The sequence below is a fragment of the Paenibacillus sp. JNUCC-31 genome (assembly GCF_014844075.1).
Taxonomy (GTDB): Bacteria; Bacillota; Bacilli; order Paenibacillales; family Paenibacillaceae; genus Paenibacillus.
In genome coordinates this window covers 5,649,320-5,668,787 of record NZ_CP062165.1, presented here as the reverse complement: position 1 = coordinate 5,668,787, position 19,468 = coordinate 5,649,320, and the positions used below count along the sequence as shown (strand labels likewise).

The following is a 19,468-nucleotide window of genomic DNA, read 5'->3' as shown; positions in this document are numbered from 1 at the left end:
CCCTTGGTTCAGCTTTTTCTGTTCCCGATCATTCCGGCTGGAATGTAGTTTTCAAGGATGATCCGTTCATTTAGACCCTCAAGCGGCGACAAACCGATCCAATCCCGAACCTCATTTCCCAGCATGAGACTTCGAACAAAAAGATTGCTCCCGACATCTGCCAGTTCTTTAAGGTCATAGGCGTAAAGGCTACGCGGATTGAACTTGAAATACATATCCGGTGCAAAAACCAGCTTCCGGGTCAATTCCTGTACGATTCCCATCGCCAAAGGCTGAATCCGCGTATTCACAAAGGCGTTATATTCATCCTTGCGGAAATCACCGACACCAACAAAAAAGGCTGGCACATCAAGAATGCCCGCCACCGTTCGCTTATCCAGTTGAACCGATTCATTAATCGCAATATCGTTTAAGGACAATGGCTTAACCTGCTCCACTTCAATCATGTCGGCCGGGATAATCCATGGTTGTCCTGCTTCGGAGCGTTCAAGGTACATATTGTACACATCGTTGCGTCCCTCTTCACTGGACAACTCTGCTGTATTCGCGTCCACCTTCACAATCAGGCTTGGCATATACTTCCCACTCATGAAACCCTTCTTCGTGGCTGTAGCCTGTTTGAGGTTGTGAATAATGTCCTTCAGCACTGCCCTATACCCAGTTCCGATCCACGGTCGTTCCGGGTCAGGATTGATTACAAAATGAAGCACTTCATCATGGTCGTACGCCTGACCTTGATATCGAATCAAATAGCCTTTATCCGTGTCTTGAAAACTCACGCTTGATGGCTTAAAGGGAATCAGCTCATCAATCAGACCCGCCCTCATTTTCGGATAAACAACACTGTTACCATCTCCATGCAACAGTAAGGTACTGACAATGTTGTACATCCATGTCTTGCGCGTCATCAGACTGTACGGGTCAACGTCTATTTTTCGTGCCAGTCCATTCCTGATCCGAACATCACCGTTATCTGTGTTCTGCATCAGGTGGATGGTCATGGTGCTGATCAGCTCTGAAATCTTATGAACGGCCATCTTCACTTCCGGGTTATCGGACAATCTGGTATATCCCGGCACACACAACATGTCGTGTGCTTCGGTTGTCATAAACCAACCTACACTCGATTTTGAATCGGCTCGGTTCTGGCTTGCGCTGCGGCCTCTCTTCTTTTTACTCAGCTCTTCCACCCCTTTCAGCCAGCCCTTAGCCGTACCAGCCGTTTCAAAATTCTCAAGCTGCCGGACGCACGCAAAAACAGCGGCATCGAATAAGTCGATCGCTGATTATCTTCAACCTTCTCATATTGAATCATGTCATCGGTCTTTTCGATGGCCCGAACGTTCTGCACGCAATACTCAAATGCATCTGAACCAAGTAATACAGCTTGCCTTCCTTCGCCCGCATTTCAATTCGCCGGAAACTTGCGACTTGCGCCAGAAGTATTGCGGTTCGTCAATCATCTTGAATCCTGCCTTACGCATGCCTGCAAAGAACTCACGGCTAAACTTACGGTCAAATCCGACTTGCTTAATGTTAAATCCCGTCTTCTTCATTTGAATAAACCAGTTAACAACATCGGCATGATTGACCACCGGACTGTTACATATCAGCCATCCATCATCCTTCCATCCGAACAGCGGAATATTGTCATCCTCGGCTTTCTTTGTAGCCGCCACAATCGGGAACCACGCATGGGTAATAATGATATCCACATCACCATACGTTCCATAGAGCGCCGAGGCTGTTAAGTCATGGAGTTTGGACAAGTCCGCCCGCCGTACCATTCAATCGGCAATTTAGCCAATTCTTCCAGTGTCCACTTATATTTACGGTTCGATGACTTGAACTCATCGATATTGAAATACGCCTTCAGGGCTGCCGTGTATATGTTCAGTGACTTAGCAAAGAAGTCCTTCCGCTGCTGGGGATCATTCTGTGCCTGTAGAGCATCGTTCAAAATGTCTTCAGGACGAATGGAAACCCCGTAAGCTGGATTCGCCATTTGGTGGATGATCGGATTCGTGTAATCGACTTCCCCGTTTCCGGATCTTGTCCGCTTTCGAGATAAACACGAAATAAGCCTCATCTTTCACCGTACCATCCAGTATCTTCTTGCAATACTGGAGACGTTGATAGCAAAAGCTTGTCATGTTGTCGCCTGCTGTTGTAATACCGATCATCAATTTGTTGGTGTATGCCTTCATGGCTTCCTTGATGATGTTGTATTGCTTGGGCGACTTATAGGCGTGGATCTCATCCGCAATGGCAATATTACAGTTCAAGGAGTCCTGACGGTCCGGGTTTGCTGCCAGTGCCTGAATATACAATGACCCATCTTCAAATTCTCCCTGAATGCTATGTTCCTGATTATTATCAATGACGCGAAAGTTATCCTTCTCACCCATCGCGTCCAGGTTGAAATTGATGAAGTTGAAGCTTTCCAAGGATTGCTTCAAGGCCGCCGCAACAATGTACACCTTACTACCGCTTCGGCGATTCAGCAGACCAAGCGCCCACGCTAGACCAGCCGCAAAGCTGGTTTTAATGTTCTTACGCGGTATATAGATGAAGGCTTCTGTGTAACGCCGGATTTTGGTCCCTTTCTTGAAGAAGCCAAGAAGGTTGTACACCATGAACTTATGGAATGGTTCCAGCAAGAACGGCATGCCGCGAAGTGGTGTACCATCCAACATCTCGCCTTGAGCATGAACAAAAGTGCTTTCAATAATATCAATGACAAATTCGGCATCTTCCGGGTCAAAGTCATAGTCCGGGTTGTCCAGATCACGAAAGAACCTTTCCGCCCCTGAATCAATTCCTTGCAAGCAATCTTACGCCGATCCGTTATACTACTGGCATATTCCATTACAACATCGTAATTGGCGTGTTGGATCACTTCCGACCACCCAGCACTCCTGCCAGTTTTGATTTACCTTTCTTATTATCCGTTGTCACTGTCTCAATCGACTTCGGATTAAGACAAAGCCGATCCGAGTAAGTCAGAATGTCTTTGCGCAGCGTTTCCAGTGTGGCGACAATTGGTGCCTTCTTCGCTCCCCCTTGGGCGGTGATCACTTCGAACTTATATCCACCTTCCTCAAAGTCGCGATTGAGCTTATCGTACTGCGCAACCAACTCCGCATAAATTTCAATCACCCGACCATACTCTTTTTGTACACGCCGAGCTTCTTCATTTCGGCAACGGTCTTCCGTTTGATCTTTTCTTTCTCGGTTGCCTCCGCCACGTCCTCACCTCCCAAAAAACTTTTGGAGACCCGCTCTATTGGAAAAGGCTCCCCTGCCCGGTCCCTAGGGGGCCGGAATAAATCCCGTAAGGGAGGGGGGATATCTCGAAAATATTAATTTCCCTTTCCTTGCCATTCTTCGAACTGCTTCCGAACTCGCTCTTGCCAAGCAAGACCAAGCTCTGTCAGCTCATGGGTCGTCCTGTCGTGCATGGCATTGTGTTGCGCATCAGATAGCGAGATTAAATTCCATTCAACCAGCGCCAGCTCTGGGTAAAACTCGAATGGGTAGATGTGATGTACCGTGGTAGCCGGTTCGGTCTTACCGTACCTTTTGCTCTGTCGGCACATGTATTCATCCCTACGTAAAATAACCGCCCGCTTCCGTTTCCACTTGGTGGATTTATAGAACGATCCGCTCATAATCCCTCCATGCATAAATATTCGTTGTATTTTATTATTAGTTTTCAGCCGAAACGCCGCATCACTAAGGCAATCTTTCTGCTAAAACCTAATGATTCTCTGCTTCTGAAACCATGATTTTATTCATTTTCTGTATAAAAGTGAATTACCCTTATCTTAAATTGTGGGTAACTCGTTGAGAACCAACAAACCCTTATGCACCAAGGCTTTCCGGCTTCGATCATTTCCCAGTTCCACACCTTCATTTTATGGGTAACTCATAATCTGAACCGTCTCGTCGAGAGGTTGATTGTGTCTTGCGTAATACCGATATATCGCAATGTCACGTTCGGGTCAGAGTGGTTAAATATCTCCTGCAACTCTGCCACATCCTTAGTTTCTTTATAGTAATGGTATCCATATGTCTTCCTAAGCGTGTGGTTCCCAATCCCTCAAGACCGTAATCCTTAGTGATTTCCCTCATGATCTTATATGTCATTGAACGACCCAAAGGTTTGTTAATCCTTCCCTGCTTTTGATCAAGAATTCATTGTCCGGTCGATCCCCGATCAAACGCAACAGATCACGCCTAACCGCATGATTCATTTCGTAAACCTTTTGCTTGCGCGTCTTCTTCTCTGTAATGTATAGCAACGGTTTCTTCAGATCGCGAACACGCAGCGGAAGTATGTCCGATATTCGGAAGCCAACATTAATCCCAATGACAAAAAGAATGTAGTCTCGGGATTCTCCTTCCTAAGCAATTTCATTTTGATATCTTCAATGATTTCTTTATCTCTGATCGGTTGAACATACTTCATCTCACCACCTCACAAAATCCCAAACGTTTGGGATTACGTTCAGATTAACAACTACTCCTTGCCACTGCGCGCAGCGGCTTACGATTCAGAACTTGATGCTTCATCGGTAGCACTGGTTGCGCCATAGGCAACACAAGCGGCTCTGTCTGAATATAGTAGTCCATAACGCAACCTCCCTACTCAATCTGACTGAGAACCCTATTAATCTCATTGCCCATAGCTGCACCAAACTCTTGTGCGGCTTCTTCCACACTTGCTTTAAGCAAAGTAAGATTAACGCGAACCTCATTCTCAAGCAGATCACACGCATCAATTGAAACAATAATCTGAAAGTCTGCATCCTTGGTCTTCGTCTTTGAAGCTACCAGTGTACTACCTCCAGCTTTGGCGTTGACCAATTCATCTTTCGATGTAAACAACGTGATATTCAATCCTGTTTTACTCACACTATCAATCCTTTCATATAAGATATTGTGGGCAAGGATTTGCACCTTGCATTGGTGTGCACGAGAAGCTTTCTTCTATGGTCTGCACTTCACCCTACCATATATAGCGTCTACCTATTCCGCCACCACAGTTGAACTACTTCCTGCATTTAGGTGTCAAACATAACTGCACATTTCCTGTCCATGTTCCCCATACGCATCCACGACATTGCTCTGGCTGAAGTTCCGATTTCACTGGTATAGGTGGAGGACGCTTCACTGCTTTGATCGCCATGGGATTACCTCCTGCTTGATACAGCAAAAAGGACATCGATTGTCGATGCCCGTTCGTGCGATTCTTCCAAACTATAAACAACTCCTTTATTATAGTTCTTACCTATAGGTGGCATTCGTGGGACAAAAAAATCCACTTTAAGCGGTTATTGAATCAAAAATAAGCTACTCTCCAAATCTTTTGAAATTTTTCTTTGTGCACGGTCAATGTATTCCGAAACGGAATCTTTACTTATATATAGCATGTCGGCGATTGCGCTGTGAGAATAACATTCGCCGTGAGCCAGTACGTAACATTCTCGTTCACGATCACTCAGCCTTGAAAGGGCATCGCTAATTTGGAACCTTTGCCAATCCGTCAAGTTGCTTGGGCTGCCTGCCTTCGAATTGCTTACGTAGGCTTGCATTTTGAGCGGATCAACAAGTACTTCACGTTGATATGCTGCCAAGCGTTCAACACCACGTTTGTTACCTGGCCTTCTTCCGGTGGAGAGCCACTCTTCTACGAACTCACACTCACTAATGATTTTAGAAATAATCTTCTTATCATCTGCATCAGCACGATCGTAAAGCCGCTTTGCAATTCTTCTTGCTTGTCGGCAACTTTTTGGTGTTGTTCTTCCCAAGTCAATTGTGTTCCTTCTACTATATGGCTCCATTTGATCACCCCTGTCTGTACATGTCTGGAACTGCTTGTTGATCATTATTTAATCGCGGTGTCTGCATGCGTTCATAATTAGCAAATTTATTGTAGTCTTTCATAAATACCAGTTCGACCGTTCCCACTGGACCGTTACGCTGTTTGGCTATGATGATCTCAATAATGTTTTTCTTCTCGGTCTCCGCATCGTAATAATCCTCTCGGTGCAGGAAAGCAACAATATCCGCGTCCTGCTCAATAGCTCCTGATTCCCGTAGATCGGACATCATTGGCCGTTTATCCTGCCGCTGCTCAACCGCTCGGTTAAGTTGTGATAATGCGATTACAGGAATATGTAGCTCCCGGGCCAATTGCTTCAACTTCCGGGAAATATCCGTTACTTCCTGTTGACGGTTTTCCTTACCCTTCTCTCCACTGATCAGTTGGAGATAATCAATCATGATCATATCCAATCCGAATTTCTGTTTGAGTCTCCGGCATTTGTTAATGATCCCCTGAGCTGTAAGAGCTGCTGAATCATCAATGAAAAGATGCGATTCGCCTAATGTTGAAATTACGTTAGTAGCATTTTCCCAATCATCTCCACGTAGGAATCCTGTACGTATCCGATTAGCTTCAATATGGCCCTCGGCACTGATCATTCTTAACGCAAGTTGTTCGGCTGACATCTCAAGCGAGAAAACCGCCACTTTCTTCTGTCCCTTGAGTGCGACAAACTGGGCAATGTTCAATGCAAAAGCAGTTTTACCCACGGAAGGACGAGCTGCAACAATAATCAGATCACTGTTCTGAAAACCCGATGTCATCCGATCCAGATCAACATACCCGGAACGAATGCCCGTTACCTCATCGCCTGAATTAGCGTAACGTTGCTCCATGATGTCGAATGCAGAAAGGAACACTTCGCGAGCTGTTCGAAACTCTCTACCCTTAACGGCTTTGTCAGATAGGTTCGATGCAGCCGTTTGTACACTTGCCAAGGCCATCATGCCGTTATCTGATTTCCATGCGTTGCGAAGCTGTTCTTCCAGTGAAAGAATTGTTGTCCGGTGCAAGTATCTGTCATGCATAATTTCAGCATAGTGTGTGATATTGGCTGCTGTCGGTACGCTCTTTGCCATCCTTGCAAGGTAGCTTACACCGCCTGCCGTATCCAGTTGTTGATTGTCCTGAAGCTTTGCCATCAAGGACACCAAATCTATGCTTATTCCCAGTTCGGATAACTCTTTCATTGCTGAATAAGTGACCACGTGTTGATTAGCGTAAAAATGTTCGACAGTTAAGGTATCTGCCACATTCAGAAAGGCGTTTGGATCAATCAAAATTGCACCGAGAACAGATTGCTCAGCTTCCAGACTATGTGGCAACTCAAGTTCATTTTTTTTCAAGCAAATCACGTACCTTTCTGCGCTGTTCTTCTGTCGGTCCAACTGCACCCATACTAAGATTTTCATTTGTCGCAAGTATCCTTTGTCCAGACATCTTTAACCCTGTGTGGTAACGGTCGCTTTCAGTCACAATAGGCTTCTTTGCCAGTGCTCCGGGGTGCGGCGGATACTTGTTCTCTGGATCAGCAACGTATTTCTTGAGATTAGTTTGTGCCAGTTCAAAAGGGATATCGGTTAGGGTCTCATGCCAGCTCTGGAGTTTCGAAGCAGTCCCTGTAAAGGCTGGATAAAACTCTATGATTTTGTCGAATAGCTTGCCAACTTCACTGATTTTCATTTTCCATCCCTTCCGCCATCTCAGCAAAGCTTCGTGCCTTGGTATCGGGCTTAGTTGTCGTTTTATTCTTGCGGTTATCAAACTCACGATCTATGGCAATGGCCTGATCCAAGGTGCGGACACCACCTTTGTAATAATCGTCTAATATTTTGAGAATCAGTTTGAAGTTGTAGCCTTTAGACGAAATGGCTGCACGTTCTACAGCTCGTACAACAACCTCTTCGCTCATGCTGTACATCTCAATCGAATCGATAAGCTGTTGCGCTTGGAATGGATTACATTCAACTCCAAACACTCGTAAGTGAGCTGCATAAAAAGATTCGTATTCGCCATGATCAGAAGATGTAGAAGTAGAAGAATTAAAATCTTTTAATAATCCTGAACCTTTTACCCCACTTTTTACCGTATCTTTTACATCCCTTTTTACGGTATCTTTTACCGTAATATTTCCGGTAAGATGAACCAATTGATATTTTCCGGCTTGCTGTTTTCCTTGATTCTTATATATGAGTCGTCCTTTTTGGATGAGAGCATTCCGATGTTTGCTAAGCGATTTTTCAGAAATACCTACCTTGGCCATCAGTGTTATATTGGCTACTGTAAACCACTCTGGACATCCGCTCTTATTTGCAATCACCAAAAGGTGAAACCACAAAGTCTGTGCGGATGGCTCCAATGGATTTGTTTCGAGCCAATCTGTGAAGGCTGTCATTTCTGCGATGTAATTCATTTCATTCACCTCTTCGTTGCTTGTACCCAGTTACCCAGGCAAATCCTCTGTGCTTACGCCAAGAGTCTTCAATGATGTATGACTTTCCCAAGGGAAGGAATATGTTCGGCTCAATTCGTAACAGCCCGTACTTGGTATGAACTGTATTCATCTGTGCGATGGAAGAATCGGGACAAACGATCATTGCCAAGCGCTCAATCCGGCAACCTTTACGAATGAGTGGATTAAGCGCATGTTCAATGATAGCCTGTGCTTTAGACGATATTTCGACCATAGCGGTGTTCCTCTATATCCCGTCTTGTGGTTCCTATAATTGCATTGATTGCTTGCGCATTTAGAGATAAGTCATCTGTCAACAACTCTTCAATCCGGTTAAGGGAATCGGACAATACTTCGATTTGCCGATTGGTTTCATCTAACGTATCAAGCACCTCATCAATAATCACGTCTGCGTCAACCGTAAGAGGCATTCTTGTATTGCTGGTACGATGGAACAACACTCGATCTTCTGGAGAACGTAACACCTCAGTTCCATCTAATAAGCGATAGATATCGTATCCTTTAGGCGTTTCCATATGTGCACCGTCCTATATTCTGATTCAATAGATTACAGCCATAACCGAGAATTGCGATATGAAGCGCCCCATCCATCCGTCTGGACGGGGATCTCATTTGTTATTTCAAGATATTTAGGGGAGTAAGGCGTGAGTGCACACGCCGGATCAAATTGAATTACTCTCAAACCCCTGCTGTTTATCCGATATGTGACAGGCTTATTTTCATAGCACCACAGCATGTCCTCGTTAATCTCATGTATGACTACTCTTTTCCCTGCATCACGTCCGCTGTTTACACGGCAGACCTTTCCACGTTTGAACTGATCAAAGAAAAAGAAGAACATGCTACATCACAGCTTTGACTTCATATCGTCACATAACTGTGCTATACGCTCTGAAATGGCTTTCTTCTGATCCTCGTTGTCTAACTCGGAAACAGAACCTATCAAACTATTAAAATTACTGAGAAGCGATTCAAAGTGTACTTTGACCTTGATCGCAGCCGTATTGTTGTTTTTGCGCAACTGCTCTTGCAGTTCAGCGACTTGTTTTGCCGATTCTTCTTCACGCTTCCGGGCTTGTTCTGCCAGCTCCTGTTCACGTTCCTTGATGGCTGCGTCAACCTTGGCATTCAGTTCGTCTTCTTTCGCCTTCATTTCAGCTTCCATTGCAGCCACACGTTGCTGAGATTCAGAAAGGGACTTTTCAGCCTTGCGAAGCTCTGTTTTCGTCTTAGCATCTGTGCTGGTTGCTTTACCTGGCTTCTTTGCTTCCTCTTGAGCAACGGCCAACTCATTCTCTAGCTTCTGGCGTTCTTCAAGCAATTTCTGATACTCTCCGCGAAGAACTTCGCGTTGCCGTTCTTCCTCTATACGTGCAGCTTCAGCTACCTTCGCACGCTCCTGTTCCTCTGCAAGTAGTCGTTCCGCTTCCTTCCGTTCCTTGATGGCCGCCTGAAGCTCACGAGCCGACATTTCAGCAGCGTTGTTATCCTCCACAAAGGATTCTCGCTCTTCAGTTGGGACAGATAGCAGAGCAACCGCCTGACTATAGGACAAATTACCAAGCGTTTGAGAATTAGCATATTCAACAGAGATTTTCATAAAGTTATTAGCTGAAGACTGACTGTAATTCACATGTTCTTTCAACCATGTTCCCCATTCACCATGACCAACCAGTTCCTTCGCTTCTGTCAATCTCTGACCAATCTCAATCGCGGACTGCAAAACATACTGCCGGGCCTGCTGATCAATACTGCGAATCTCAGCAGCGATAATATCCACTGTACGGTTTGATACTGATGTCTCTGTAACTGGAACAACTGTAGTTGGAGCCTCTTCTTTTTTCTTACGAGTTGTCATATAGCAGCAACTTCCTTCCTTTTTCTTTTGAGTTTGGTATTTTCGAATTGTTGAACAAACTTTTGCACATCGGGTGTCATAGAAGCATTTTTAAATCCTCGTGCCTGTTTGATTGCATTCTTTTGTAATTCAATCGTGTAGTAGGGTGAGTTGGGGTTGTTTTTCCTACGAACAAAGAGAATTGTTGTTTTTCCTTCAGCGTGTCTATCAGCATAACGGGCAACACAATGTTCCAGCCTTTTTCCTTCCTCAATCAATTCTTCTGTTGTCTCAGCCGGGATCACGACAAACTCTTGGTCTTCGAACTTATACTTTTGAAGGGTTTCAGCCCGTTTTAACATTTTGGCTCGTGATCGTTCATCAGATGTAGTTTTCACAAGTTTCATCGTCCTCTGATGTTCCTCGTGCAAGTTTTTTGGAAATAGAATAAGGCTATGAGACAAGTCCATTTCAAGCGTTTCACAATCTCGGATGTAATCTCGCCAAGCAATGAGTAACCCAAAATATGTTTTATATGTGTCACAGATTTGAACTTGCTTTTGCATGTAGTTCATTGCCTTACGTAAAGTGGAATATTTAAGAACTACATTCAGTTCATTCATGACATCGCCAACTGAATCCGTGAAAAAGTTTTGAATCTCCTGAATTGTTGGAGGTGCACTATCTTTACGTGACAGTTGAAACAAACGCAATTGCATTGGGTTTAACTTTTGTTCTTTATGAACTAGCTGGAAATCTTGTTTACTTAGCCGCAACACATCATGAAGTTGTTTCGCTCTCCAATTGATGCAACTGTACGTTTTCCCATCAAACAATTTAGCGCCTACAAAGTATTTGAATCCCAGTTTCGTTAAAATCTCGATAACCGGGTATTTGCTATAAAGAGCAAAAAACTTAACGTAATCCCTTTGAGGTTGTTCATGCTGATCCCAAGTGCTGTAATAGAACGGTGTACCAGTGACAGCTTCTTTAATGCTTTCAATGGGGCAGTGGGGATAAGATTCTATTGAATGAACTGAATTGGCTTTCTGCCATCCTCCCCAACGTTCATACATAGTAGCTCTTCCTGGATTGCCTGATTCGAAAAGATACTTAGCAACAATCACATATTCAGTCTGGACCTTCGTGTAATCTCCTGAGTAATCACGATAGACTCTGAATACCTGTGCGATGATGGCTGAATCGGGATTGACTTGTGATTTCTCATAGAAAACGACCGTTCCATGATCACGCAAATATTTACGGCTCATACCATGATTTTTAACTCTGCAATCTGACTTGCAATTTGGACATTCACTCTTGCCGTTATGTTTTAAATCTCCAGAAGTCCGAAAGCGGGAGTTACAGTGTGTGCAGTATCCATACTGGACTCTGGAAACACGCTGAATGAAAATGTATCTGCTGTGCTTCAATAGTTCATCTATTACATATTTCTCTAATTTTTCGGATCGCTTAGACGGAAAGTGTGTCATGTCCTTTTCTTTCTGATTCATCTAATCACCTCACAGTAAGTCATCTAATGAAGCTTTAAGTTCAACTGGAGCCGCAACAACCTGCTCTTGTTTGCTCGGAACTCCGAAATACTTGAGAACAATTTCAAAGCCTTGCTGATCACTGAGAACACCCACACCATTGGACTGTTTCTTTTTGGCTTCTTCCTTCATTGCGTTCAAACTGCCAATAATGGTTTTTCCATCCGTCAATACAAACGCCGCATGTTCTGGATGATTCCGAACATATCCAGTCAGAAAGGAACCGACATGCTGAACATATGCGTCTTTTGATTTGGCTGACATTTCTTGCTGAAGCTTTTGCAATGCTTGCTGTATCACGTTCATCACTCCTATGAATAACCGGAAGGCTGAGCCTCCCGGTATGTGGTATGAAAAACTAGCCGATGATAACTACCTTGTCATCATTGATAAAATCTTCAAGACGCTCGTCCAGGTATACCTTAATTTCAGCAATAGCACGAAGTTTCCACTCTCCACCGTCTGCCTCAAATAGTGCAGCGGATGGGCCATCCTTCATACGGAAGACAAATGCGCTCTCAGGCTGTTCAATCTCCACGAATGTACGGAAAGGCTTGAGGTGTACAGGATTCGGAAGCTTCACATTTTCCACCGTGGCTACCCCAGTCTTAGCTGTAACCTGTTGACTAACCCCATCATCACCAAAGCTCGTAACCTGTTCGTCTTTGACATTGCCGACAATAGACAGTAATGCGTCTCTTGTGTTCGTCTGAACAAAGCAGCTTTGAAGCAGGATGTTGAAACTCTCGATGTTGTAATATGATCCGAAATTGATGTCCGGTAACAAAGCATTCGCTTCAATAATCAAATTCCGCTGTAAATCGCGATTGTATCCCGTCACAACGCTCACATGTGTTGGTGATTGGATATGAACGATGAAGGGGAACTTTCCATCAAAGTTGCTGGTGATGTAATCCACAATCCCGCCCAAGTTACGAACCTTCAATGTTTCTGTGGTTGCTTCATGAACACGGCGTAAATCGGAATTAGTGAAGACTTGCTCACCGATCTGCTCAGTGTGAATACCAGCCAAGCCCAAAATTTTGTCAATTGCTTCTTTAATCATGTCATGTCCTCCGCTATTCAATTTTCATAGATCACTTGAACATCCCTACGACTTTACCGCTAGGGCTTGTCCCAGTTCCGTCAACCACGTCACCCGCATCATTCAGTGCCATCTGGTCTCTGTCGTTGCTCAGATTCAGTTCTTTCAGCACCGCATTTCCTTCACGGTCGAAGTCAAAGACAAACTGAGTTGGAACACCTTTCGCTGGAGCCAATGACGATTTGACCTCAATATCGGTTTGACCGATTTGACGTGCTTCATTCGGCTTAATCTTGATAGAAATGGTTACCGTACGAACGGCCTCAGCCTTCGTGTTCGGGTCCAATACGTTCTCCGCTACTTTGTTCAGCTCACGGTTGATCCGCTCTGCCATCGCTCCGCCTGCCAGATTGTTAATGTCCACTTGCATATGTATCACCTCCTCTCACGTGGTGATTTTTTAGGACGATTGATGACTTTCTCTACTTCCGTTTCAAAGGTTAGAACGGTACCTGCATTCGTTTCCAAGCGTATGGAGGTTCTAGCCTTTCCCCATATCTCCGTAACATCGCCAACCTCGCCCGTTTTGAGCTTGACGGTATCCCCTTTGAGTACAATCATGTAAGCACCCCCTTATCAGAGCGCTATTTTTGTGTTATACTGATCTCGAATATTTTTTTAACCACCGAAATCGTCCGGCTCCTAACCCGGATGATTTCTTTTTTTATGCCTTCTTTCATCGAAACACCCCTAACCAAATCGCAGTCGAATCGCTTTTAAGGCAATTTCTTTGTTGTAAGCATCTAGCAAATCCATATCTGACAAGTTCACTTTGTTCTGTTCGCTGAACAAGTGCATCGCTAGATTTAATAAGAATTTTTCTGCATTGGACCATGGTTTTGAAATTCGTTTTAATGCTGGGAAATCAACTGAACATTCTTCCAAGTCAATATGTGGAGAAACAGCTCGTGTGAGATTTTCGCTATTGGTTAAGATGTATAGCATCCCGCGCCAGTTTTTATCAGCCAGCAAATGTTCTGGAATCATGATTAGCACCCCCATTTAGTTCTTCCTTCAAATCATCAATCTCTTTATCCAACCAATCCTTTGCCGCTTCAAGAATCGTTCCGCTATTGCGAAACTGAATCAATCCCTGCAAATGGACATATGCACACCAGTTATTCAATGCATTCTGAAATTTCATTTGGATTCTCCTTTCAGAAGATTTTCTTCATAGTTCCATCACAGTGTTGCTCAAAGTTCCAGTACATCGTTGCATTTATTAATCGGGGAAAGCTTGTCCACTGAAACGACTCTGAAAAAGCTGAGTCGTTAATTCATTACATGACTTTTACCAAAGAACAGGTTTGACCAGTTACAATCTCGGAAACAATGAGTTTGCAACGATCAGGCAAATCTGTTTTAAAGGGATCAATTTTTACCTTGATCCCATCAATCATTCTGTAATGACCAATAACTTGTAACTTCGGACGTTTTTCCTTTTTGTTCACCATCTCTCCCCCTTAGTTCATACTATTCAAGACGGTTTGTCCGACTTGACCATTCGACTTCTTGTTTTTTTTCGGGGCTGATCTTCTCCAAATGAAAAAAGATAATTTGCACTAGCGTTAGGAAAGTATTCTTCACGAATAGTAATCATCTCCGAGCGTGTGAACTCTGTTCGACCATTAAGCTTGTTGGTCAATGATCTCGGGGAGACTCCAATGCTCTCAGCTATGCTTTTCTTAACAAATCCATTTCGTACAATCTCAGCCTGCAAATTAGGGAACAACGTAATCACCCCCTCTCGATTTACGTTGCAGGGTAACTAAGGCAAATATTATACCCCATGAAGTAATTAGTCAACACTTTTCGTCAAAATATTACGTTGCAACGGAAATATTTTTCCTCTATAATGATGCTTATATGAAGTAAGAGAAACGGAGGTCACTTTGCTGTGGACATGCTTGAGAAAATTGATTTGTTGATGAAGAAAAAAGGGATACATAGTAAAAATGAACTTTCTAAAAAAGCAGATATTCCTTATACAACAATTGACGGAATGTACAAAAAGGGAACTGAAAATACTAAACGATCTACATTAGCTAAACTTGCAAGTTTTTTCGAATGTAGCCTGGATTATCTTATAGACGACAATATGGAAGTGGATTTGCCTCGAATTGATCCTGAATCATTTTCTTATATTCCGGTTGTAGGAAAAATAAGCTGCGGAAACGGCGTTTTAGCTTTTGAAGATATTTCAGACTATGAGCCGGTGCCTAAAGAATGGGTGAGTGGCGGGGAACATTTATTTTTACACGCTAAAGGAGACAGTATGAGTGGTGTAAGAATAAATGAGGGAGATATGTTGTTGATTAGAAAACAACCCGATGTAGAGAACGGAGAAATAGCTGCTGTTCTTGTGAATGATGAGGCGGTTCTGAAAAGAGTATTTAGGAATGGTGAACAGATGGTTCTTCAATCAGAGAACCCAAACTATCCCCCCATATTTGCACCACCAGCGGAGATAGTCATTATAGGAAAACTTAAAATGAATTTAATCAAATACTAAGGAGGATTAACTCGATGAGTAATGTCGCCGCTTATATTCGTGTATCAACTGACGAACAAGCAGACAAGGGGAATTCTCTTAACGAGCAACAAGAAAGACTTAAAGCATACTGCGTGGCGATGGGCTGGAGTGAACCAACATTTTATATCGATGATGGTTATAGTGCCAAGGATCTTAGACGGCCAGCAATAAAAAAATTATTGGATGATGTTACTGAGGGTAAACTCCAAATTGTACTTACATCGAAATTAGATAGATTGTGCAGAAACCTGCTTGATCTACTTCAAACAGTAAAATTATTAACTCAGTATAATTGCAGTTATGTTTCCGCATCCGAGAGTTTTGATACATCTACCGCAGTAGGGAGAATGACACTTCAATTGTTAGGGACGTTTGCTGAGTTTGAACGTGAGCGTACTTCTGAGCGCGTTAAGGACAACATGATATCACTAGCTAAAAATACTGATCGAGCAATAGTCGGACCCTGTTACGGCTATGATGTAATAGATAAAAAGTATGTTATTAATGAAGAAGAAGCAAAAAATGTTAGATATATGTTCGAACTTGCTGAACAGGGTGATGGATATCGCATGATAGCCAAAAAATTAAATGATAGAGGTATTACTACTAAAAGAAACAAGATGTTTGACCAAATAAATGTTAAACGATTGATTACAAATCAGGCTTTAACAGGAACAATGATATACAACAAGAGAAGTACAAAAGATTCTAAAACAACTTTTAGAGATGAATCGGAATGGATCGTTAAAGAAGGAAATCACAGTCCGATAATCCCAATTGAACAATTTGAAAAAGTTCAGGAAATCTTACGTTCAAGATCGAGAGCTAGAAAACACGCGGATAATGAAACATATCTTCTCACAGGGCTTGCTAAATGTGGCCATTGCGAGAGAAATATGAAAGGAAGTACAGCCAGAGTCAAAAGGAAATATAACGATTATACTTACTATCGCTATATTTGTGGCTCTTACCAGCTTGGTTATGGTTGCAAGCATCATGCGGTTCACAGAGAAGATCTAGAAACATTAATTATCGAACAGATTCGTGAACTGGTGGCTGCTTCAACAAAAGAATTGAATATTAATATCTCACCTAGAGCTTCTGCAATAGATGAAATTAAAGATTTGAAATCACAATTAAGTAAAGTCGGAAATAAAATGCAAAAACAAATCGAGGCTTTTGAAAATGATTTGATCTCTGCGGAGGATTTGAAAGCGGCTCGAATGAGGGTTGAAGCGGATCGTGATAGTCTGAACAAACGTATCTCACAACTTTTGTCCAAAAAGTATGAAGCAGAAACTGTCCAAAAAAATGCTGCCTTAATGCTGCCTGACATATTAGGAGCAGATAGATTAAAAGCTAAGCAGGCAATACGCCAAATTATAGAACAAGTCACTATAACAAACGGAGAACAAATTGAGATTGTTTGGAAATGATTTGTTATGCCTCAATATACAATCGGATCTCCCTTCGCTTGAATATAAGTTGCGGTGAAAGGCACACCCGAAGAATTCGTATAAAACAGGGCAGAATCGCGCTGTGCATAGTTCGGCCCAAGTCCCGCTTCTTCCAGCTGTTCCACCGAGGCATCCTTTGTTAGCTTGTAGATCATCGTGGCAATCATCTCAAGGTGTGCAAATTCCTCCGTACCGATATCATTCAATAGCCCGATAATCTTGTCAGGAATCGTATACCGCTGGTTCAAATACCGCAGGGCAGCCGCCAGTTCCCCATCTGCACCCCCATATTGTTCCGCCAGCAATTTTGCCATGTGAGGATCACATTTGCTAACCCGAACGGGATATTGCAGTTTTTTCTCATACACCCACATACAGACGCCCCCCTTTAGAATTTAAATCAACCTGCTTACGTTTCCCCGAGCTCCCGTCAGGATAGCTTGCAAGGAAGCTCAGGGCTGTTACTCACACTTGCCAAGGCCATGGTGTCTGGGACCACTCCCAAGGATATTTGGAGAACGCGTGACCAAAGTTCATCAGCGGTCCGTACAATTGCTGAAACTCATGCGCCACTCTCATGCGCTCCTGGCTGAATTTGTTATACTGCTCAATGCTCTGATAGTCACCCGGATGGGTGTCCAGATACAGGTTCAGCTCAACCAATACAAAATCCAAGGCCTGGAGTTCCTCCAACAGCTCATAGTATTTTGCATCACAGACTTTTGGTGTTTCAGGTTCCATCCGCTTCCACCTTCCTTCCCTTAGATCTCGCAGGTGTATATGGACTGTACAAAGCAGGCCACAACGTTCCGATTCTTAAGGCTTCTGCCGGACTGTACTGCGGCCAGCCCATCGGCTGAAAAGGGATAAATAATTGCGGAGGAACCAGATACGTTCGAATCTCTTTCGGTGGACAAGGATCAAACGGCCCTATAAAAGGAGCATAAGCACGAAGCTGTGGATCTTTCACAAAACAGCACCTCCTTCTTCACGGATTTGGTTCATGCACATCGCAAGTATTAAAAGCATTCATTTTCCGTCTCTATAACCATATGTCGGGATCTCCCAAGTTAATCCCAAATTCAGCTTAACGCAAAAAAAAGACCCTCGGCTCACCCACCCCACTGGGCGTCTCCGAAGGTCACTCTGTTCTATCGCGGCAAATTAAGCCATGTATACTCCAAGAATCCCTAGTCCGAATGACGATCCTGCTCATCCTGATCGGAATGTTGCTCCTGTTCTCCGGCATTAATCTCGTCGTGTTCGGGCACAGGTCGCTTGTACACCTTCACTCGGGTAATCCGGAGACGAGTTGATTCCTCCACTTCAAAGACATATCCGTTCTGTTCCCGTGTTTTGCCTTTAGCCGGACTGCCCTCAAGCTCCTTGAACAGCCAGCCACCAATCGTATCAACTTCTTCATCCTTGATGATCGCTCCGGTCCATTCATGGACCTCTTCAATCAGGGAACGGCCATCAATGGAAAATGCCTCTCCACTGCGCTCCATATGGGGGCGCTCATCTTCAAACTCATCATACAAATCGCCAACAATCTCTTCCAGAATCTCTTCAGCAGTCAGCAAACCCGCTGTTCCGCCATACTCGTCAACCACCAGCGTCATCTGCGAATGTTTCTTCTGCATGAGACGCAGCACATGACTGATCTCCATGGATTCAGGGACGTTCAGGATCGGACGAACAAGTGCAGCGAGATCATGTTGTTGCTCCGGTTCGGCCAGCAGCAGATCGGTTATATGGATAAACCCGATAATCTCATCCTTATCCTCTACCGCCACTGGATAACGTGAATGCTTCGTTGCGTTAATGATTTTTAGATTTTCTTCCAGAGACATGTGAGTATACAGACAGTCCATGTCCGTACGCGGCAGCATAATTTCACGTGCCAGCATGTCCGAGAAATCAAAGATATTGTCCATCAGTTTGATTTCGTCCTTATCAATAACCCCACTTTTGGCGCTCTGCTTCATCAAAATACGAAGTTCATCTTCCGAATGGGCCTCTCCCTCGCTGGCTGGTTCAATACCTGCCAATCGAAGCAACGCATTGGCCGACGCATTTAATACCCAGATGAACGGGAAGAAGATTTTATAAAATAACAGCAGCGGTGCCGACAGTAACAAGGCCACTCCGTCTGTTTTTTGAATCGCCAGAGATTTGGGCGCAAGTTCGCCTAACACAATGTGCAGAAACGTAATGATACAGAAACCAATGATGACCGATACCGTGGATATAAGCCCCGTATCCGCCACACCAAGTTTGAACATCAACGGCTCCACGAGCAGTTCGGAAATGGCCGGCTCACCAAGCCAACCAAGACCCAGCGATGTTAGCGTGATCCCGAACTGGGTTGCCGACAAATAAGCATCCAACTTCCCATTCACCTTCAGTGCATAACCAGCCAACTTATTCCCTTCACTCTGCAATTGAGTCAGGCGAGTCTGTCTTACTTTAACCAGGGAAAATTCCGCTGCGACAAATACGCCGTTCAAAAATACGAGCAAAAACACACAGACTAGATTAAATACCAACTGCCCGAGATGAAATTCGGTATGAATACCCAAGTCGAAACTCCCCTTTTTGATCTATTTCAGGAATA

The 19,468-nt window shown here is 43.8% G+C and carries 25 protein-coding genes and 3 pseudogenes; 2 read left to right on the top strand and 26 right to left on the bottom strand.

The features are described from left to right. Positions 1-8: 8 nt before the first annotated feature. The 22 genes and pseudogenes from JNUCC31_RS24850 to JNUCC31_RS24750 all read right to left on the bottom strand — a co-directional run bounded on the left by JNUCC31_RS24850 (position 9) and on the right by JNUCC31_RS24750 (position 14,315). Positions 9-1,190, bottom strand: coding sequence for a phage portal protein (locus tag JNUCC31_RS24850; RefSeq protein WP_228469780.1), 1,182 nt, complete (start codon positions 1,188-1,190; stop codon positions 9-11). Next, positions 1,191-2,869, bottom strand: a pseudogene (locus tag JNUCC31_RS24845) (terminase large subunit); the annotation flags it as partial. It lies immediately after the preceding gene. A 26-nt stretch (positions 2,870-2,895) separates the two neighbouring features. Further along, positions 2,896-3,159, bottom strand: coding sequence for a P27 family phage terminase small subunit (locus tag JNUCC31_RS24840; protein ID WP_228469234.1), 264 nt, complete (start codon positions 3,157-3,159; stop codon positions 2,896-2,898). A gap of 203 nt (positions 3,160-3,362) precedes the next feature. After that, positions 3,363-3,671 carry an HNH endonuclease gene (locus JNUCC31_RS24835; protein ID WP_192265696.1) on the bottom strand — a complete coding sequence of 103 codons (309 nt, stop codon included), beginning with the start codon at positions 3,669-3,671 and terminating at the stop codon, positions 3,363-3,365. A 257-nt stretch (positions 3,672-3,928) separates the two neighbouring features. Beyond that, positions 3,929-4,471, bottom strand: a pseudogene (locus JNUCC31_RS24830) (tyrosine-type recombinase/integrase). Positions 4,472-4,647: 176 nt separating this feature from the next. Further along, on the bottom strand, positions 4,648-4,902 hold the full coding sequence (locus JNUCC31_RS24825) for a hypothetical protein (protein WP_228469233.1): 255 nt from the start codon (positions 4,900-4,902) through the stop codon (positions 4,648-4,650). Between the two features lie 434 nt (positions 4,903-5,336). After that, positions 5,337-5,816, bottom strand: a complete 480-nt coding sequence (locus JNUCC31_RS24820) for a sigma factor-like helix-turn-helix DNA-binding protein (protein WP_228469232.1) — start codon at positions 5,814-5,816, stop codon at positions 5,337-5,339. Positions 5,817-5,853: 37 nt separating this feature from the next. Further along, positions 5,854-7,239, bottom strand: a complete 1,386-nt coding sequence (dnaB, locus tag JNUCC31_RS24815) for a replicative DNA helicase (RefSeq protein ID WP_228469231.1) — start codon at positions 7,237-7,239, stop codon at positions 5,854-5,856. Then, positions 7,226-7,576 (bottom strand): replicative helicase loader/inhibitor, encoded by a 351-nt coding sequence (locus tag JNUCC31_RS24810; protein ID WP_192265688.1) that lies wholly within the window; start codon positions 7,574-7,576, stop codon positions 7,226-7,228. Before JNUCC31_RS24810 ends, dnaB begins: the two co-directional genes overlap by 14 nt. Beyond that, positions 7,563-8,306, bottom strand: a complete 744-nt coding sequence (locus JNUCC31_RS24805) for a DnaD domain protein (protein WP_192265686.1) — start codon at positions 8,304-8,306, stop codon at positions 7,563-7,565. Before JNUCC31_RS24805 ends, JNUCC31_RS24810 begins: the two co-directional genes overlap by 14 nt. 1 nt (position 8,307) lies before the next feature. After that, positions 8,308-8,580 (bottom strand): hypothetical protein, encoded by a 273-nt coding sequence (locus tag JNUCC31_RS24800; RefSeq protein ID WP_192265684.1) that lies wholly within the window; start codon positions 8,578-8,580, stop codon positions 8,308-8,310. Continuing rightward, positions 8,561-8,881: a hypothetical protein gene (locus JNUCC31_RS24795; RefSeq protein WP_192265682.1), complete on the bottom strand. Its 321-nt coding sequence runs from the start codon at positions 8,879-8,881 to the stop codon at positions 8,561-8,563. Before JNUCC31_RS24795 ends, JNUCC31_RS24800 begins: the two co-directional genes overlap by 20 nt. A 32-nt stretch (positions 8,882-8,913) precedes the next feature. Next, entirely contained in the window at positions 8,914-9,207 is a 294-nt protein-coding gene (locus JNUCC31_RS34215; RefSeq protein ID WP_488656251.1) for a hypothetical protein, read from the bottom strand. A gap of 6 nt (positions 9,208-9,213) precedes the next feature. Then, positions 9,214-10,224 (bottom strand): DUF3102 domain-containing protein, encoded by a 1,011-nt coding sequence (locus JNUCC31_RS24790; RefSeq protein WP_192265680.1) that lies wholly within the window; start codon positions 10,222-10,224, stop codon positions 9,214-9,216. Further along, the gene (locus JNUCC31_RS24785; RefSeq protein WP_228469230.1) at positions 10,221-11,474 is read right to left on the bottom strand and encodes a PcfJ domain-containing protein; all 1,254 of its coding nucleotides are present in this window, start codon (positions 11,472-11,474) and stop codon (positions 10,221-10,223) included. Before JNUCC31_RS24785 ends, JNUCC31_RS24790 begins: the two co-directional genes overlap by 4 nt. A gap of 252 nt (positions 11,475-11,726) precedes the next feature. Then, a complete protein-coding gene (locus JNUCC31_RS24780) occupies positions 11,727-12,056 on the bottom strand; it encodes a hypothetical protein (RefSeq protein WP_192265678.1) in 330 nt (109 codons plus the stop codon). A gap of 58 nt (positions 12,057-12,114) precedes the next feature. Continuing rightward, positions 12,115-12,822: a hypothetical protein gene (locus JNUCC31_RS24775; protein WP_192265677.1), complete on the bottom strand. Its 708-nt coding sequence runs from the start codon at positions 12,820-12,822 to the stop codon at positions 12,115-12,117. 31 nt (positions 12,823-12,853) lie between these two features. Next, positions 12,854-13,231 (bottom strand): replication terminator protein, encoded by a 378-nt coding sequence (locus JNUCC31_RS24770; protein WP_192265676.1) that lies wholly within the window; start codon positions 13,229-13,231, stop codon positions 12,854-12,856. A 5-nt stretch (positions 13,232-13,236) separates the two neighbouring features. After that, positions 13,237-13,422 (bottom strand): hypothetical protein, encoded by a 186-nt coding sequence (locus JNUCC31_RS24765; protein WP_192265675.1) that lies wholly within the window; start codon positions 13,420-13,422, stop codon positions 13,237-13,239. Between the two features lie 129 nt (positions 13,423-13,551). Beyond that, the gene (locus tag JNUCC31_RS24760) at positions 13,552-13,848 is read right to left on the bottom strand and encodes a hypothetical protein (RefSeq protein ID WP_192265674.1); all 297 of its coding nucleotides are present in this window, start codon (positions 13,846-13,848) and stop codon (positions 13,552-13,554) included. Further along, positions 13,823-14,005 (bottom strand): hypothetical protein, encoded by a 183-nt coding sequence (locus JNUCC31_RS24755; RefSeq protein WP_192265672.1) that lies wholly within the window; start codon positions 14,003-14,005, stop codon positions 13,823-13,825. The genes JNUCC31_RS24760 and JNUCC31_RS24755 overlap by 26 nt, the downstream gene beginning before the upstream one ends. Positions 14,006-14,141: 136 nt before the next feature. After that, positions 14,142-14,315, bottom strand: a complete 174-nt coding sequence (locus JNUCC31_RS24750; protein WP_192265670.1) for a hypothetical protein — start codon at positions 14,313-14,315, stop codon at positions 14,142-14,144. A 449-nt stretch (positions 14,316-14,764) separates the two neighbouring features. Here JNUCC31_RS24750 and JNUCC31_RS24745 point away from each other — a divergent pair, with 449 nt between their 5' ends. Beyond that, positions 14,765-15,373, top strand: coding sequence for a LexA family protein (locus JNUCC31_RS24745; RefSeq protein ID WP_228469779.1), 609 nt, complete (start codon positions 14,765-14,767; stop codon positions 15,371-15,373). A 14-nt stretch (positions 15,374-15,387) separates the two neighbouring features. Next, positions 15,388-16,830: a recombinase family protein gene (locus tag JNUCC31_RS24740; protein WP_192265668.1), complete on the top strand. Its 1,443-nt coding sequence runs from the start codon at positions 15,388-15,390 to the stop codon at positions 16,828-16,830. Between the two features lie 20 nt (positions 16,831-16,850). Here JNUCC31_RS24740 and JNUCC31_RS24735 read toward each other — a convergent pair. From JNUCC31_RS24735 to JNUCC31_RS24720, 4 genes and pseudogenes are all read right to left on the bottom strand, one after another. Beyond that, positions 16,851-17,225: pseudogene (locus JNUCC31_RS24735) on the bottom strand (manganese catalase family protein); the annotation flags it as partial. A 91-nt stretch (positions 17,226-17,316) separates the two neighbouring features. Next, positions 17,317-17,592 (bottom strand): spore coat protein CotJB, encoded by a 276-nt coding sequence (locus JNUCC31_RS24730; protein ID WP_062319980.1) that lies wholly within the window; start codon positions 17,590-17,592, stop codon positions 17,317-17,319. Then, positions 17,582-17,821, bottom strand: coding sequence for a spore coat associated protein CotJA (locus tag JNUCC31_RS24725; RefSeq protein WP_192265667.1), 240 nt, complete (start codon positions 17,819-17,821; stop codon positions 17,582-17,584). The genes JNUCC31_RS24730 and JNUCC31_RS24725 overlap by 11 nt, the downstream gene beginning before the upstream one ends. A gap of 220 nt (positions 17,822-18,041) precedes the next feature. Next, entirely contained in the window at positions 18,042-19,427 is a 1,386-nt protein-coding gene (locus JNUCC31_RS24720; protein WP_416234460.1) for a hemolysin family protein, read from the bottom strand. Positions 19,428-19,468: the final 41 nt, after the last annotated feature.